Consider the following 16178-nt stretch of genomic DNA (forward strand, 5'->3'; position numbering starts at 1 on the left):
GCACCTCCCTTTCTAGAAGAAGCGCGGATCGTCGAAAGCGCCGGAGGCGACCAGATACACGTAGAAGTCGGCGAGCGCCACGCTCACCAGTGACGCCCAGGCCAGCTGCATGTGGCGGGCGTTGAGCTTTCCGACGAACTGCCAGGCCTTGTAGCGCACGGGGTGCTTGGAGAAGTGCCTGAGCTTGCCGCCGACGATGTGCCGACAGGAGTGGCACGAGATCGTGTACGCCCAGATCAGCACGATGTTGACCAGGAACACCAGGGTGCCGAGGCCCATGTGGCCCCACTCGTAGTGCTCGTCGCGGAACGAGAGCACGGTGTCATAGGTCAGGATGCCGGCGACCACGATCGCGGCGTAGAAGAAGTACCGGTGGATGTTCTGCAGGATCAGCGGGAAGCGGGTCTCACCGGTGTACTTCTTGTGCGGCTCGGCCACCGCGCAGGCCGGCGGGGACGCCCAGAAGCCCCGGTAGTAGGCCTTGCGGTAGTAGTAGCAGGTCAGGCGGAAGCCGAGCGGGAAGATCAGGATGATGATCGCGGGGGAGATGCCCCACCAGCTGCCGAAGATCTCCCAGTTCGGGCCGTGCCGCATCGGCTCGCAGCGCTCGGCGAGACAGGGGGAGTAGAACGGCGAGACGTACGGGGCCGCGTAGTAGTTCGTGTCGGCGAAGGCCCGCCACGTCGAGTACACGATGAAGGCGAGCAGCCCGGCGGCGGTGGCCGCCGGTGCCAGCCACCAGCGGTCGGTGCGCAGGTGCGGGGCGTCGATCGCGGCGCGCGTACCGGTGCGTACGCCGCCGCGGGCGGTATGGGATTCGGTGTCGGGGGGTTCCGTACCAGTGGCCAACTCTTGACTCCGGTCGGGTTCAGGGGGCCCTGCGGTCGCGGGCGCCGAGGCCCTCGTCGTCCGAGTCCGTCCACAGGGTGTTGTCGTAGGGGGTGTCGGAGATGGAGACGAGGTCCGGGCGGCGCGCCTTGGCGAGCGCCGGGTCGGTCTCCCTCAGCAGCGCGAGGCTCTCGCGCAGACGGTCGGCGTCGATCCGGACGCGGCGCATCTCCAGACCGCCGCTGCCCAGCTGCTGCTCCAGGCGCTTGACATACCTGAGCACTTCGTCGAGCGCGCGCTGGGCCGATGCCAGTTCGTCGTTCACGGACATGACGTGACCTCACTTCCGTGGGCGGGTTGCCCTGCACGGGAACGGTCATGCGCCTGCGAGTGTTGCGCGTCACACCTGCCGGTGTGAAGGGACGTGCACCGATTGGCGGATCGTGAGCCTCGGTGCGCGCCCCTCGTGCGCCGTCGATTGCGCCGCACGGGTGGGCTTCCCGGCCGCTGTCGCCGTGTCGCCGTCCGTTGCCGAACCCTTTCCTCTTCAGTGGCCGCATACATGTGATCAGCTCCATATACCGCCAAAAGTGATCATAACGCCCGCGGCTCCCGGAGGTAATCAGAGATGTCCAACGACGGCGTCGGACTGCGCGCGGTCATGCGCTCGGTCGCCTTCCTCACCGCGGGCGCACTCGCGGTGCCCGCGCTGGCCGGGTGCAGTTCCGGGGACGAGAGGAGCAAGCCCCTCGCGGAGCAGGACATCGCGCCCGCCGCCCGCGACCGGATCGCCGACGGCGGCACCCTGCACTGGGCCGTGGACGCCGTACCGGAGACCCTGAACACCTTCCAGGCGGACGCCGACGCGACCACCACGACCGTCGCCCAGGCGGTCCTGCCGTCGATGTACCGGCTCGACGCGAACGGACGCCCGCAGGTCAACCCTGCCTACCTGGAGTCGGCCAAGGTCGTCGAGACCGAGCCGGAGCAGGTCGTGCTGTACAAGCTGAACCAGCAGGCCGTCTGGAGCGACGGCCGGGAGATCGGCGCCGCCGACTTCGCCGCCCAGTGGCGCGCCCTGTCCGGCAAGGACTCCGCGTACTGGACCGCCCGCAACGCCGGCTACGACCGCATCAAGAAGGTCGAACGCGGAGCCAACGACCTGGAGGTCCGGGTCACCTTCGCGCAGCCGTACGCCGACTGGCGCTCGCTGTTCTCTCCGCTGTACCCGAAGGACGTCATGGGCACCCCGGACTCCTTCAACGACTCCGCGCGCAAGAAGCTCAAGGTCACGGCGGGTCCCTTCCGGCTGAAGAAGGTCGACCGCAAGGACGAGGAGGTCGTCCTCGACCGCAATCCGCGCTGGTGGGGCCACCCCGCCAAGCTGAACGAGATCGTGCTGCGCGCCGTACCGCGCGACGAGCGGACCGCCGCGCTGGCCGCCGGCGAGATCGAGCTCGCCGAGATCGACCCCGAGGCCCTCGACCGCATCGGTCCGGCCGCCCGCGCGGGCGCCAAGGCCGGCAGCAGCCCGCTCGCGGGCCCCGGCGGACTCCCCGCCCACGGCTCCGGCAGCAACCTGGGCGCCGCCGACGCGCTGCGCTCCTGGGCCGTCGCCCACGGGGACGACGAGGAGGCCGCCGACGAGGAACTCGGCGCCCGGGAGAAGGAGCGCAAAGCAGTCGCCGCGTACCGGCGCGAGCAGACGGCCCTGAAGGGCTTCGAGGTCCGCAGGTCCCTGGAGCCCGTCTACACCCAGCTCGCCCTCAACGGTGCCTCGGGCCCGCTCGCCGACGAGCGGGTGCGCCGGGCCGTGGCCCGCGCCATCGACCGCAAGGCGCTGGCCGGCGTGGTCCTCTCCCCGCTCGGTCTGCCCGCCGTGCCCGTCGGCAGCCACCTCGCGCTCTCCGGCCAGGACGCCTACGCCGACAACAGCGGCGCGCTCGGCGGCCAGGACGCCAAGGAGGCCCGGGCGCTCCTCGCGGACGCCGGCTGGGTGCCCGGCGGACCGGTCGACAAGGAGCGGAAGAAGGGCGAGAAGGCGGCGGGGACCGAGGGCCGGAAGGCCGGGCGGGACTCCGACGAGGGTGAGGACGAGGGCGAGAAGGCCGGGCGGGATTCCGAGCGCGGGGACCGGGAGTCGGAGAACGGCGACGACGGGACGTACGTCGTCGGCGAGGACGACAAGAGCGACGACGACAAGAGCGACGACAAGGACCCCAAGGACCACCGCGAGGGCCGGGACGGCCCGCACCATCTCGCCCAGGACGGCAAGCAGTACGCGAACAAGCTGAAGCAGGGCGGCGCGCCCGGGGCCTACGCCCCCAAGGGCACGGCGGCTCCGGCGGAGGCGGCGACGAAGGTGCTGGCCAAGAACGGCAAGGCCCTCGCCCTGCGGTTCGTGCTGCCCTCGGGGCCGGGGTCCCGGACGCTGCACACGGTGGCCGGGCGGATCTCCTCGATGCTGGAGAAGGTCGGAATCCGGACCGAGATCTCCAAGGTCTCCGACGAGAGCTACTTCAAGGACCACATCGCCTCCGGGCAGTACGACCTGGCGCTGTACTCCTGGCCCGCGTCCGCGTTCCCCGCCACCGACGCCCGACCGATCTTCGCGAAGCCGGTGCCGGCCGCCGACGGGTCGCTGAACGTCGAGCAGAACTACACCCGGGTCGGCACGGACCAGGTGGACCAGCTCTTCGACCAGGCCCTCGGCACGCTCGACGAGGGCAGGAGCCGGAGCCTGATCCGCAAGGCGGACTCCCGGATCTGGGCCGCCGCGGGGTCCATCCCGCTGTACCAGCGGCCCCAGCTGACGGCCGTCAGGAAGGACGTGGTGAACGCCGGTGCCTTCGGATTCCAGACGCCCCTCTACGAGGACATGGGCTTCCTGAGGAAGGGCGAGAAGGCCCCCGCGCGTCCCGCCCGCGACTGAGCCCGGCGAGCCCCTGCCCGGGAGGCACCGTACGATGGGGTGAGGCCGTGGCGTGTTCAGCCCGGCAGGGTCCGCGTAACACAGACGTACGCGTCGGCCTTCCTCACACTCCAGGAGTACGCCTTCATGGCCACGCGCCACGACATCCGCAACGTAGCCATCGTCGCCCACGTCGACCACGGCAAGACGACCATCGTCGACGGCATGCTGAAGCAGGCCGGTGCCTTCGCCGCCCACCAGCTCGAAGGCGTCGACGACCGCATGATGGACTCGAACGACCTGGAGCGTGAGAAGGGCATCACGATCCTCGCCAAGAACACGGCGGTGAAGTACCACCCCAAGGACGGGGGGGACGTCATCACCATCAACATCATCGACACCCCCGGTCACGCCGACTTCGGCGGCGAGGTCGAGCGCGGTCTGTCGATGGTGGACGGTGTCGTCCTCCTCGTCGACGCCTCCGAGGGCCCGCTCCCGCAGACCCGCTTCGTGCTGCGCAAGGCGCTCCAGCAGCGGCTGCCCGTCATCCTGTGCATCAACAAGACGGACCGCCCGGACTCCCGGATCGACGAGGTCGTCAACGAGACCTACGACCTCTTCCTCGACCTGGACGCGGACGAGGAGCAGATCGAGTTCCCGATCGTCTATGCCTGCGGCCGTGACGGCATCGCCTCGCTGACCAAGCCGGAGAACGGCACGGTCCCGGCGGACTCCACCAGCCTGGAGCCGTTCTTCTCCACGATCCTCGAGCACATCCCGGCCCCGACCTACGACGAGGCCGCCCCGCTCCAGGCGCACGTCACCAACCTGGACGCCGACAACTTCCTCGGCCGCATCGCGCTGCTCCGCGTCGAGCAGGGCGAGCTGCGCAAGGGCCAGACGGTCGCGTGGATCAAGCGTGACGGCTCCATCAGCAACGTCCGGATCTCCGAGCTGATGATGACCGAGGCGCTCACCCGCAAGCCGGCCGAGAAGGCCGGCCCCGGTGACATCTGCGCGGTCGCCGGTATCCCCGACATCATGATCGGCGAGACCCTCGCGGACACCGAGAACCCGATCCCGCTGCCGCTGATCACGGTCGACGAGCCCGCGATCTCGATGACCATCGGCACCAACACCTCGCCGCTGGTCGGCCGGGGCGGCACCGGCAAGGGCGCCGACGCCAAGGCGGCCGTCAAGGACCGCAAGGTCACGGCCCGTCAGGTCAAGGACCGTCTGGACCGCGAGCTGATCGGTAACGTCTCGCTGCGCGTCCTGGACACCGAGCGCCCCGACGCCTGGGAGGTCCAGGGCCGTGGTGAGCTCGCGCTCGCCATCCTGGTCGAGACCATGCGCCGGGAGGGCTTCGAGCTGACCATCGGCAAGCCCCAGGTGGTCACCAAGGACGTCGACGGCAAGGTGTACGAGCCCGTCGAGCGCATGACCATCGACGTGCCCGAGGAGCACATGGGCGCCGTCACGCAGCTCATGGGTGTCCGCAAGGGCCGTATGGACAACATGTCGAACCACGGCTCCGGCTGGGTCCGCATGGAGTTCGTGGTGCCGTCCCGCGGTCTCATCGGCTTCCGGACCGAGTTCCTGACGCAGACCCGCGGCACCGGCATCGGGCACTCCATCCACGAGGGCTTCGAGCCCTGGTTCGGCACCCTGCAGACCCGCAACAACGGCTCGCTGGTCGCCGACCGCTCCGGTGCCGTCACCGCCTTCGCGATGACCAACCTCCAGGAGCGCGGTGTGCTCTTCGTGGAGCCCGGCACCGAGGTGTACGAGGGCATGATCGTCGGCGAGAACTCCCGTGCCGACGACATGGACGTCAACATCACCAAGGAGAAGAAGCTCACCAACATGCGGTCGTCCACGGCCGATGTGTCCGAGTCGATCGTCCCGCCGCGCAAGCTCTCCCTGGAGCAGTCCCTGGAGTTCTGCCGCGACGACGAGTGCGTCGAGGTGACCCCGGAAGCCGTGCGCATCCGCAAGGTCAACCTGGACGCCCGCGAGCGCGCCCGCGCCGCGAGCCGCGCCAAGCACGGCTGATCCGAACGCCGGTGAGCCCGGTTCTCCGAGTGACGGAGAACCGGGCCTTCGGCGTGCCGGTGTAGGGGACCTCGGCAGACGGGTAAGAAGCCTGTCCGTGACCTATGCGATACCGTCCGGTAATCGGTAATCCGTCCATCGTGTTTCGGACATGTGAACAGAAATCCGTTGCGATATGTCCGTTTTGACGGTCTGTCATCTCACGTGTCAAGCGCGCGCAGGTGTCAATCTTTGCAATTTTTCCTCAAAATATGGTCGGTAGGGAGATCCCTATGCCTTCCGCCCTTGACGCGCGTTGAACACTTTGGCGAAAGTTCCCCCAAACCACAGAACCTGCCGGTATCTGTGCTGCGCTCAACTCTCCAACCCCCCGGGGGAAGTACACACATGACCAGTCCAGTCGCCTTGGACCCCGAGCTCGAGTCGAACGCCGAGCCTGTCAAGGCCGAGCAGAAGCTCGAGGGTCGTTCTCCCGGCCAGTTGATGTGGCAGCGCTTCAAGCGTGACCGTACCGGTGTCATCTGCGCCGTGGTAGTGATTTTGTACTTCGTGGTCTCGCTGGCCGCGCCGCTGCTGACCCAGCTCAGCGGGACCGACCCGTACACGCTGTACGGACAGGACCCGACCTACGCCGACAAGCCCGTGCTGGACGAGTTCGGGCTCCCCCTCGGCTACTTCGGCGGCGTCTCGGGCGACCACTGGTTCGGTGTGGAGCCGCAGTACGGCCGCGACCTGTTCGCCATGCTCGTGTACGGCATGCGGACGTCGTTGTTCATGGCGCTCGGCGTGACGGTCCTGCTGATGGTCACCGGCGTGATCATCGGTCTGATCGGCGGCTACTTCGGCGGTCGTACGGACTACTGGATCGGCCGCGTCACCGACTTCTTCCTGTCCTTCCCCCAGCAGCTGTTCTTCATCGCCTTCATGCCCGTGGTCACCGCGTTCTTCGTCGACCCGCGGGAGGAGACCCCCACGTACTTCCGCGCACTGGCGATGCTGATCGTGCTGTGGCTGCTGGGCTGGATGGGCATGGCGCGCCTCGTGCGCTCCACCGTGCTGTCCCTGCGGGAGCGGGAGTTCGTCGAGGCCGCCAAGGTCTCCGGCGCCTCCCCGTGGCGGATCGTCCGCAAGGAGATCCTGCCGAACGTGGTGACGCCGATCCTGGTGCAGTTCACGTACTCGCTGCCCAGCACCATCCTCACCATCGCCTTCCTTTCGTTCGCCGGAGTCGGGTTCGTCGAGCCGACTCCGGACTGGGGACGACTGTTCGCCGCCGCTGCCCAGTACACCGAGCAGGACCCGGCGTTCCTCTTCTTCCCCGGTGCGGCGCTGGTGATCTTCGTTCTGGCCTTCAACCTCCTCGGAGACTCGGTCCGGGACGCCTTCGACCCCAAGTCCGGGCGGTAACTCGTCCATTGGTGGGGGGTGGCTGCCGCCCCCGCGTCGGCCTACCAGCCGCGTCAGGCAGTACTCATGGATAACAACCGACAGGTAGGTATTCGCCTCATGAAGCCCATCAGCTCGCGCAGAGCGCGCGCAGTCGTCGTCGCCCTCGCAGCCGGTTCGCTGGCTCTCACGGCCTGCTCCAAGAACGAGGGCGGCGACTCCGGTGCCGACTCGAAGAAGGACCAGAAGCAGGCCTCGGTCCAGTCGAAGGCGGTCACGTACGCCGACGCCGCGGGCTCGACGGGTCCTGCCGCGGAGGTCCCCGGCGCCAAGGCCGGTGGCACGATCAACGTGTACCAGGAGGCGGGCCTCTCGCACCTGGACCCGGGCCAGATCTACGTCTCCGACGCCGGCCAGGTCGCCAACCTGCTCTTCCGTCGCCTGACGCAGTTCAAGGAGGACGACAAGGGCAACGTCTCGGTCGTCGGTGACCTCGCCACCGACTCCGGTCAGTCCTCCGACGGCGGCAAGACCTGGACCTTCAAGCTGAAGGACGGCATCAAGGACGCCAACGGCGCCGCGATCACGTCCGCCGACATCCGCCACACCGTCGAGCGCCAGTTCGCGAAGTTCATCTTCGACGGCCCGCCCTACCTCCAGACGTGGCTCGCCGGCGACAAGTACGCCTCCGACTACCGCAAGCTCCTGCCGGGCGGCGGTTTCGACGGCAAGCACCTGCCGGCCTCGGTCCTGGACACCCCGGACGACAAGACCGTCATCTTCCACTTCGACCAGGCCCGCCCGGACCTGCCGCAGACGCTGGCCATGGCCGGCTACGCCGTCGTCCCGGAGAAGACGGACACCAAGGAGAAGTACGACAAGGCTCCCGTCGCCACCGGCCCGTACAAGATCGCCTCGTACAAGGTCGGCAAGGAGCTCGTGCTCGAGAAGAACACGAACTGGGACCCGAAGACGGACTCCGTCCGCCACCAGTACCCGAACGGCTTCGACTTCCAGTTCGGCATCACCGAGTCGACCCAGACCAAGCGTCTGATCGCCGACCAGGGCGAGGACAAGACCGCCATCCAGCTCACCGGCGGTGTCGAGGCCACGCAGATCCAGGACGTCATCGGCAACGCGGCCGTCAGCAAGCGCACGGTCAAGGGCTACCAGCCCTACGTCATGCAGCTGACGTTCAACCTGGACCGCGTGAAGGACATCAAGGTCCGTCAGGCCATCACCTACGCGGTCAACTCGAAGTCGCTCATCGCCGGTGAGGGCGGTGCCTACGGCGGCGACGTGGCCCCGAACTACTTCGCCCCGACCCTGCCGGGCTACGAGGCGAGCTACGACCCGTACGGCCGCCTGAAGGCGCCGCAGGGCAACATCGCGAAGGCCAAGGAGATCCTCAAGACGGTCCCGGCCGCCGAGAAGAAGGTCGTCTTCGCCTACGCCAACAGCGAGAACGGCCAGAAGCGCAAGGTCGCCATCGAGGACGCCCTCACCAAGGTCGGCTTCAACGTCGTCTCCAAGGAGATCGACGCGGCGAGCTACTACGAGCAGATCGGCAAGCTCGACAACCCGTACGACATGTACATCTCCGGCTGGGGCCAGGACTGGCCGTCGCCGGGTACGGTCATCACGCCCGTCTACGACGGTGCCCAGGTGGCCGACGGTTCGCCGAACTACTCGCACGTCAAGGACCCGAAGGTCGACGCCCTGATCAAGAAGGCGCTCGCCGAGGACCCGACCGCGGCTGCCAAGACCTGGAAGGAAGCCCAGCACTACCTGCTGGAGAAGGTCATCCCGGCCGCCCCGCTCTGGTACACCAAGCAGTTCCAGCTCTCCGGGTCGAGCATCGGTGGCGCCCGCTACGGCTCGGTGTCCAGCCTCATCGACATCAACCGCCTGTACGTGAAGTCGTAACTCTCTACGGCTGATCGCGGGGGTGCGCACCAGGCGGAGCGCACCCCCGCACCTCCGTGAAACCTTCCACCGTCTCCGCAGAGAGCAGCCCTCCCGCCATGTTTCAGTTCATCATCCGGCGCACGGTCGGTGCCCTGGTCACCCTGTTCCTCATCGGCGCCGCAACGTTCTTCCTGTTCGTCGCCGCGCCCTCCGACTACGCCTCCCTGGCCTGTGGCAAGGACTGCTCGCCCGCGAGACTCGAGGACATCCGGCAGGCACTCGGCCTCAACCTGCCGATCCACCAGCAGTTCTGGGACTTCATGTCCGGCATCGTGGTCGGCCGTGACTTCCCGACCGGGCACTGCAGTGCGCCCTGTCTCGGCCAGTCGTTCTACTCGGGCGACATGGTCTGGTCGACCATCATGGACCGCTTCCCGACGACCCTGACGCTCACCGCGGGCGGTGCGGTCGTCTTCGTCATCGTCGGTGTGGGCGCCGGCATGATCGCCGCCTACCGGCGCGGCACCCTGATCGACAAGGTCGCCACCGGTGTGTCCATGGTGCTCAGTTCGTTCCAGATCTACGTGCTCGGCCCCATCGTCCTGCTGATCTTCGTCTACAGCACGGGCTGGATGGACAACCCGGCCTACCACCCGATCACCGACGACCCCTGGAAGTGGTTCACCGGCATGCTGCTGCCGGTGCTGGTGATGGCCACGATCTTCACCGCGCAGTACACGCGTATGGCGCGTTCCTCGATGATCGAGCAGCTCGCGGAGGAACACGTCCGCACCGCCCGCGCCAAGGGCATGTCGAACAGGTACGTCTTCTTCCGCTACGCCTGGCGCGGTTCGATGATCCCCATCGTCACCGTCCTCGGTATCGACATCAGCGCCATGCTCGGCGGCGCCGTGGTCACCGAGCTGACCTTCTCGCTCCAGGGGATCGGCCGTCTCGCCGTGGACGGCGCGGTCCACAAGGACCTGCCGCTCACCATGGGTGTCATGCTGTTCGGTGCCTTCTTCATCCTGATCGTCAACATCCTCACCGACATCGCGTACGCCTACATCGACCCGCGCGTCCGGCTCTCCTAGGAAGAACGAACCACCGTGACCACACTGACCAAGACCGAGGACGCGCCGGCCCCGACCGGTCCGGAGAGCTTCCTCTCGGTGCGTGATCTGAAGGTGCAGTTCTCCACCGAGGACGGCATCGTCAAGGCGGTCGACGGCCTCTCCTTCGACGTCGAGCGCGGCAAGACCCTGGGCATCGTCGGCGAGTCCGGCTCGGGCAAGTCCGTCACCAACCTGACGATCCTGGGCCTGCACAACCCCCGCAGCAGCTCCGTCGACGGCGAGATCGTCCTCGACGGCAAGGAGCTCGTCACCGCCTCGGAGCGGGAGCTGGAGCAGCTCCGCGGCAACAAGATGGCGATGATCTTCCAGGACCCGCTGACCGCGCTGTCGCCGTTCTACACGGTGGGCCGCCAGCTGTCCGAGCCGTTCATGAAGCACCGCGGCGCCTCCAAGAAGGACGCCAAGGACCGGGCCGTCCAGCTTCTGGAGAAGGTCGGCATCCCGCAGCCCAAGGCGCGCTTCGACGACTACCCGCACCAGTTCTCCGGCGGTATGCGCCAGCGCGCGATGATTGCCATGGCGCTGATGTGCGACCCCGAGCTGCTGATCGCCGACGAGCCGACCACCGCGCTGGACGTCACCGTGCAGGCCCAGATCCTGGACCTGCTCAAGGACCTCCAGCAGGAGTTCGGCTCCGCGATCATCTTCATCACGCACGACCTCGGCGTCATCTCCAACATGGCCGACGACCTGCTGGTGATGTACGCGGGCCGGGCCGTGGAGCGCGGCTCCGTCCGGGAGGTCCTGGGCGCGCCCAAGCACCCCTACACCTGGGGTCTGCTGAGCTCCATGCCCCGCCTCGACGGCGACATCAACGAGGCGCTCGAGCCGATCCCCGGCTCGCCGCCCTCGCTGCTCAACCCGCCCTCCGGCTGCCCGTTCCACCCGCGGTGCGCCTTCAAGGACGAGGTGCCGGGCACGCTGTGCACCGACTCCCGTCCGCCGCTGGGCGAGGGGCGCGCCTCCGCGTGCCACCTGACGGCCGAGCAGAAGCAGTCCATCTTCATCGACAAGATCCAGCCCCGGCTGCGCTAGGGAGATCCGAGACATGAGCGACAACCTCACACTCCCCGCCCAGCAGGGTTCCACCGGTACGTCGGCCGAGGAGCTCCTCAAGGTCGAGGGCCTGACCAAGCACTTCCCGATCTACGGCGGCTTCCCGATCAAACGCAAGGTCGGCGCCGTCCAGGCCGTCGACGGGGTCGACCTGACGGTCGGCGTCGGCGAGAGCGTCGGTCTGGTCGGCGAGTCCGGCTGCGGCAAGTCGACCACGGGCCGGCTGATCACGCGGCTCCTGGAGCCCACCGCCGGCAAGATCACGTACTCCGGTCAGGACATCACGCACGCCTCGCGCCGTCAGCTGGCGCCGGTGCGGTCCGAGATCCAGATGATCTTCCAGGACCCGTACTCCTCGCTGAACCCGCGCCAGACCGTTGGCTCGATCATCAAGTCGCCCATGGAGGTCAACGGGATCGAGCCCGCGGGCGGCCGGGAGACGCGGGTCCGCGAGCTCCTGGAGCTGGTCGGCCTCAACCCCGAGCACTACAACCGCTTCCCGCACGAGTTCTCCGGCGGTCAGCGTCAGCGCATCGGTGTGGCCCGTGCGCTGGCCCTCCAGCCGAAGCTGATCGTGGCGGACGAGCCGGTCTCCGCGCTCGACGTGTCGATCCAGGCGCAGGTCGTCAACCTGCTCAAGAAGGTCCAGGACGAGCTGGGCATCGCGTTCCTGTTCATCGCCCACGACCTGGCCGTCGTACGGCACTTCTCGCAGCGGGTCGCGGTCATGTACCTCGGCAAGGTGGTCGAGGTCGGCGACCGGGAGTCGATCTACAACCGGCCCCGGCACCCGTACACGCACGCGCTGCTGTCCGCGGTCCCGGAGGTCGACATCGAGGGCGTCGGGCCGAGCCGGGAGCGGATCCGGCTCTCCGGTGACGTCCCCTCGCCGATCCTGCCGCCGTCCGGCTGCCGCTTCCGCACGCGGTGCTGGAAGGCGCAGGACAAGTGCGCCACGGACGAGCCGCCGCTGGTCCAGATCTCCGGCAACAAGGCCGGCCACCTCACGGCCTGCCACTTCCCGGAGGAGCCGACCATCGAGGCCCGCGACGAGGACGTGATCATGGACCCGGCGCTGAAGGCGCTGGAGGACGCGGTGGAGGCGGCGGAGGGCGACGAGCCCCCGGCCAAGGACTGACACCCCACGCACGACCCCTGACCGGGGGCGGAGGCCACGGCCTCCGCCCCCGGTCGTCGTATGTCTGCTCAGGCGTGCCCGCTCGCTGCCCCCAACGGCCTAGCCAGACATGCGGAATGCCGTCCTTGATCCGATATTGGCCGGTAACGGATCAGTCTTGAGGAGGCACTCCATGCGTGGAGCCACGCACGCCAAATGGGCCGCCTGCGCGGCGGCGGTAGCCCTCGCGGGGACGGCCTGCGGCGGTGGGGACAGCGGCAGCGACAGCGGCGGCAGCAGTGACGGCAGCGCGGTGCTGAGCTCGTCCTGGGGCGACCCCCAGAACCCGCTGGAGCCGGCCAACACCAACGAGGTGCAGGGCGGCAAGGTCCTCGACATGATCTTCCGCAGCCTGAAGAAGTACAACCCGGAGACCGGCAAGGCCGAGGACATGCTCGCCGAGAAGATCGAGACGAGCGACTCGCAGAACTTCACCGTCACGGTCAAGGACGGCTGGACCTTCAGCAACGGCGAGAAGGTCACCGCCCAGTCGTTCGTGGACGCCTGGAACTACGGGGCCTCCCTCAAGAACAACCAGAAGAACGCCTACTTCTTCGGCTACATCGACGGCTACGACAAGACGCACCCCGAGGACGGCAGCAAGCAGACCGCCGACACCCTCTCCGGCCTGAAGGTCACCGGCCCCAGAACCTTCACCGTCAAGCTCAACCAGAAGTTCTCGACCTTCCCCGACACCCTCGGCTACCCCGCCTACGCCCCGCTCCCGCAGGCCTTCTTCAAGGACCACGCGGGCTGGCTGCAGAAGCCGGTCGGCAACGGGCCCTACACCATCGAGTCGTACACCAAGGGCTCGCAGATGGCCCTAAAGAAGTGGGACGGCTACACCGGCCCCGACAAGGCGCAGAACGGCGGGGTGACCCTCAAGGTCTACACCGACAACAACACCGCCTACACCGACCTCATGGCCGGCAACCTCGACCTCGTCGACGACGTCCCGGCCGCCCAGCTCAAGAACGTCAAGAACGACCTGGGCGGTCGGTACATCAACACTCCCGCCGGCATCATCCAGACCCTCGCCTTCCCGTTCTACGACAAGAACTGGAACAAGGCCGGGATGGAGAAGGTCCGCACGGGCCTGTCCCGCGCGATCAACCGCGAACAGATCACCGAGACCATCTTCCAGAAGACCCGCACCCCCGCCACCGACTGGACCTCCCCGGTCCTCGGCAAGGAGGGCGGCTTCCAGGACGGACTGTGCGGGGACGCCTGCGACTACGACCCCGCCGCCGCCAAGAAGCTCATCCAGGAGGGCGGCGGTCTCCCCGGCGGCCAGATCAAGATCACGTACAACGCGGACACCGGCTCCCACAAGCAGTGGGTCGACGCCGTCTGCAACTCCATCAACAACGCGCTCGACAACGACAAGGCCTGCGTCGGCAACCCCGTCGGCACCTTCGCCGACTTCCGCAGCCAGATCACCGCGAAGAAGATGAGCGGCCCCTTCCGCGCCGGCTGGCAGATGGACTACCCGCTCATCCAGAACTTCCTCCAGCCGCTCTACTACACCAACGCCTCCTCCAACGACGGCAAGTGGTCCAACAAGGACTTCGACAAGCTCGTCAACGAGGCCAACGCCGAGACCGACACCGGCAAGGCCATCGAGAAGTTCCAGCAGGCCGAGGAGGTCGTACGGGACAACATGGCCGCCATCCCGCTCTGGTACCAGAACGGCAGCGCGGGCTACTCCGAGCGGCTCTCCAACGTGAAGCTCAACCCGTTCAGCGTCCCCGTCTACAACGAGATCAAGGTCGGCTGAGCGCGCCATGGGACGGTACGTCGTCCGGCGCCTGCTCCAGATGATCCCGGTGTTCATCGGGTCGACCCTGCTGATCTTCCTCATGGTGAACGTGATGGGCGACCCCATCGCGGGCCTGTGCGGCGACAAGCAGTGCGACGCGGCGACGGCCGCCCAGCTCAAGAAGGAGTTCGGCCTCGACAAGCCGGTCTGGCAGCAATACCTGACCTACATGGGGAACGTCTTCACCGGCGACTTCGGCACCGCCTTCAACGGCCAGAAGGTCACCGAGCTGATGGCGACGGCGTTCCCCGTGACCATCCGGCTGACGATCGTCGCGATCCTCATCGAGATCGTCGTCGGCATCACCCTGGGCGTGATCACCGGACTCAAGCGGGGCCGGCCCGTGGACACCTCCGTCCTGCTCCTCACCCTCGTCGTGATCTCCATCCCCACCTTCGTCACCGGTCTGCTGCTCCAGCTGCTCCTCGGTGTCGAGTGGGGCTGGATCAAACCCTCGGTGTCCACGGACGCCACCTTCGGCGAGCTCCTCGTGCCCGGCCTGGTCCTCGCGTCCGTGTCACTCGCGTACGTCACCCGGCTGACCCGCACGTCCATCGCGGAGAACCGGCGCTCCGACTACGTCCGCACCGCCGTGGCGAAGGGCCTGCCCAGACACCGGGTCATCGTGCGGCACCTGCTCCGCAACTCGCTCATCCCCGTCGTCACCTTCATCGGCACCGACATCGGCGCCTTGATGGGCGGGGCGATCGTCACCGAGCGCATCTTCAACATCCACGGCGTCGGCTACCAGCTCTACCAGGGCATCCTGCGCCAGAACACCCAGACCGTGGTCGGCTTCGTCACCGTCCTGGTCCTGGTGTTCCTGGTGGCCAACCTGCTCGTCGACCTCCTGTACGCCGTCCTCGACCCCAGGATCCGCTATGCCTGACCCGATGCCGCAGGAGCCGTACATGTCCGGCGGGGGCCGCGCTCCCGAGGACGGCGCGATCGCCGCGACCGGCATGGGCGGCGCCATGGACCTCGCCACCAGTGAGGGCGAGACGCTGGAGCGGGCGCCGACCGGCCCGGACGGCTCGGGCCCCTCGGAGAAGCCCCGCTCCCTGTGGTCCGACGCCTGGCGCGACCTGCGCCGCAACCCCGTCTTCCTCATCTCCGCCCTGGTGATCATCTTCCTGGTCGTCATCTCCCTGTGGCCGTCGCTGATCGCGTCCGGCAACCCGCTCAAGTGCGACCTCTCCAAGGCCCAGGAGGGCTCCCAGCCGGGCCATCCCTTCGGCTTCGACGGCCAGGGCTGCGACGTCTACACGCGCACGGTGTACGGCGCCCGTACGTCGGTGACGGTCGGCGTCTGCGCCACGCTGGGCGTCGCGATCCTCGGGTCGATCCTCGGCGGCCTGGCGGGGTTCTTCGGGGGCGCGTGGGACTCGCTCCTGTCGAGGCTCACCGACATCTTCTTCGCGATCCCGGTGGTGCTGGGCGGTCTGGTGCTCCTGTCGGTCGTCACCAGCAGCACGGTGTGGCCGGTGATCGGGTTCATGGTGCTGCTGGGCTGGCCGCAGATCTCCCGCATCGCGCGCGGCTCGGTCATCACGGCCAAGCAGAACGACTACGTGCAGGCGGCGCGGGCCCTGGGCGCCTCCAACTCCCGCCTGCTGCTCCGCCACATCAGCCCGAACGCGGTCGCCCCGGTGATCGTCGTCGCGACCATCGCCCTCGGCACCTACATCGCCCTGGAGGCGACCCTGTCGTACCTCGGCGTGGGCCTCAAGCCCCCCACGGTCAGCTGGGGCATCGACATCTCCGCCGCCTCCGCGTACATCCGCAACGCCCCGCACATGCTCCTGTGGCCGGCCGGAGCCCTGGCGATCACCGTCCTCGCCTTCATCATGCTCGGCGACGCGGTCCGCGACGCCCTCGACCCGAAGCTGAGGTGAGCGGACG

General features: G+C 67.9%; 12 protein-coding genes. 10 read left to right on the top strand and 2 right to left on the bottom strand.

The annotated features are described in order from the left end of the window. Positions 1-12: 12 nt before the first annotated feature. Positions 13-849, bottom strand: coding sequence for a hypothetical protein (locus IOD14_RS06370; RefSeq protein WP_212669849.1), 837 nt, complete (start codon positions 847-849; stop codon positions 13-15). Between the two features lie 19 nt (positions 850-868). Then, positions 869-1159, bottom strand: coding sequence for a hypothetical protein (locus tag IOD14_RS06375; RefSeq protein ID WP_123991449.1), 291 nt, complete (start codon positions 1157-1159; stop codon positions 869-871). A 297-nt stretch (positions 1160-1456) separates the two neighbouring features. Here IOD14_RS06375 and IOD14_RS06380 point away from each other — a divergent pair, with 297 nt between their 5' ends. The 10 genes from IOD14_RS06380 (at position 1457) to IOD14_RS06425 (ending at position 16171) form a co-directional block, all read left to right on the top strand. Further along, entirely contained in the window at positions 1457-3760 is a 2304-nt protein-coding gene (locus tag IOD14_RS06380; protein ID WP_123991450.1) for an ABC transporter family substrate-binding protein, read from the top strand. A gap of 126 nt (positions 3761-3886) precedes the next feature. After that, entirely contained in the window at positions 3887-5794 is a 1908-nt protein-coding gene (gene typA / locus IOD14_RS06385; protein WP_123991451.1) for a translational GTPase TypA, read from the top strand. A 387-nt stretch (positions 5795-6181) separates the two neighbouring features. Then, a complete protein-coding gene (locus IOD14_RS06390) occupies positions 6182-7201 on the top strand; it encodes an ABC transporter permease (RefSeq protein ID WP_212669850.1) in 1020 nt (339 codons plus the stop codon). A gap of 99 nt (positions 7202-7300) precedes the next feature. Next, on the top strand, positions 7301-9106 hold the full coding sequence (locus tag IOD14_RS06395; RefSeq protein ID WP_123991452.1) for an ABC transporter substrate-binding protein: 1806 nt from the start codon (positions 7301-7303) through the stop codon (positions 9104-9106). A gap of 98 nt (positions 9107-9204) precedes the next feature. Beyond that, on the top strand, positions 9205-10182 hold the full coding sequence (locus tag IOD14_RS06400) for an ABC transporter permease (protein WP_123991453.1): 978 nt from the start codon (positions 9205-9207) through the stop codon (positions 10180-10182). 15 nt (positions 10183-10197) lie between these two features. Continuing rightward, positions 10198-11259, top strand: coding sequence for an ABC transporter ATP-binding protein (locus IOD14_RS06405; RefSeq protein WP_123991454.1), 1062 nt, complete (start codon positions 10198-10200; stop codon positions 11257-11259). 13 nt (positions 11260-11272) lie between these two features. Continuing rightward, positions 11273-12418: a dipeptide ABC transporter ATP-binding protein gene (locus tag IOD14_RS06410; RefSeq protein WP_123991455.1), complete on the top strand. Its 1146-nt coding sequence runs from the start codon at positions 11273-11275 to the stop codon at positions 12416-12418. 172 nt (positions 12419-12590) lie between these two features. Further along, a complete protein-coding gene (locus IOD14_RS06415) occupies positions 12591-14234 on the top strand; it encodes an ABC transporter substrate-binding protein (RefSeq protein WP_123991456.1) in 1644 nt (547 codons plus the stop codon). 7 nt (positions 14235-14241) lie between these two features. Next, positions 14242-15165 carry an ABC transporter permease gene (locus IOD14_RS06420; protein ID WP_123991457.1) on the top strand — a complete coding sequence of 308 codons (924 nt, stop codon included), beginning with the start codon at positions 14242-14244 and terminating at the stop codon, positions 15163-15165. Then, positions 15158-16171 carry an ABC transporter permease gene (locus tag IOD14_RS06425; protein WP_123991458.1) on the top strand — a complete coding sequence of 338 codons (1014 nt, stop codon included), beginning with the start codon at positions 15158-15160 and terminating at the stop codon, positions 16169-16171. The genes IOD14_RS06420 and IOD14_RS06425 overlap by 8 nt, the downstream gene beginning before the upstream one ends. Positions 16172-16178: the final 7 nt, after the last annotated feature.

This window comes from Streptomyces sp. A2-16 (assembly GCF_018128905.1).
In the GTDB taxonomy this organism is placed as follows: domain Bacteria; phylum Actinomycetota; class Actinomycetes; order Streptomycetales; family Streptomycetaceae; genus Streptomyces.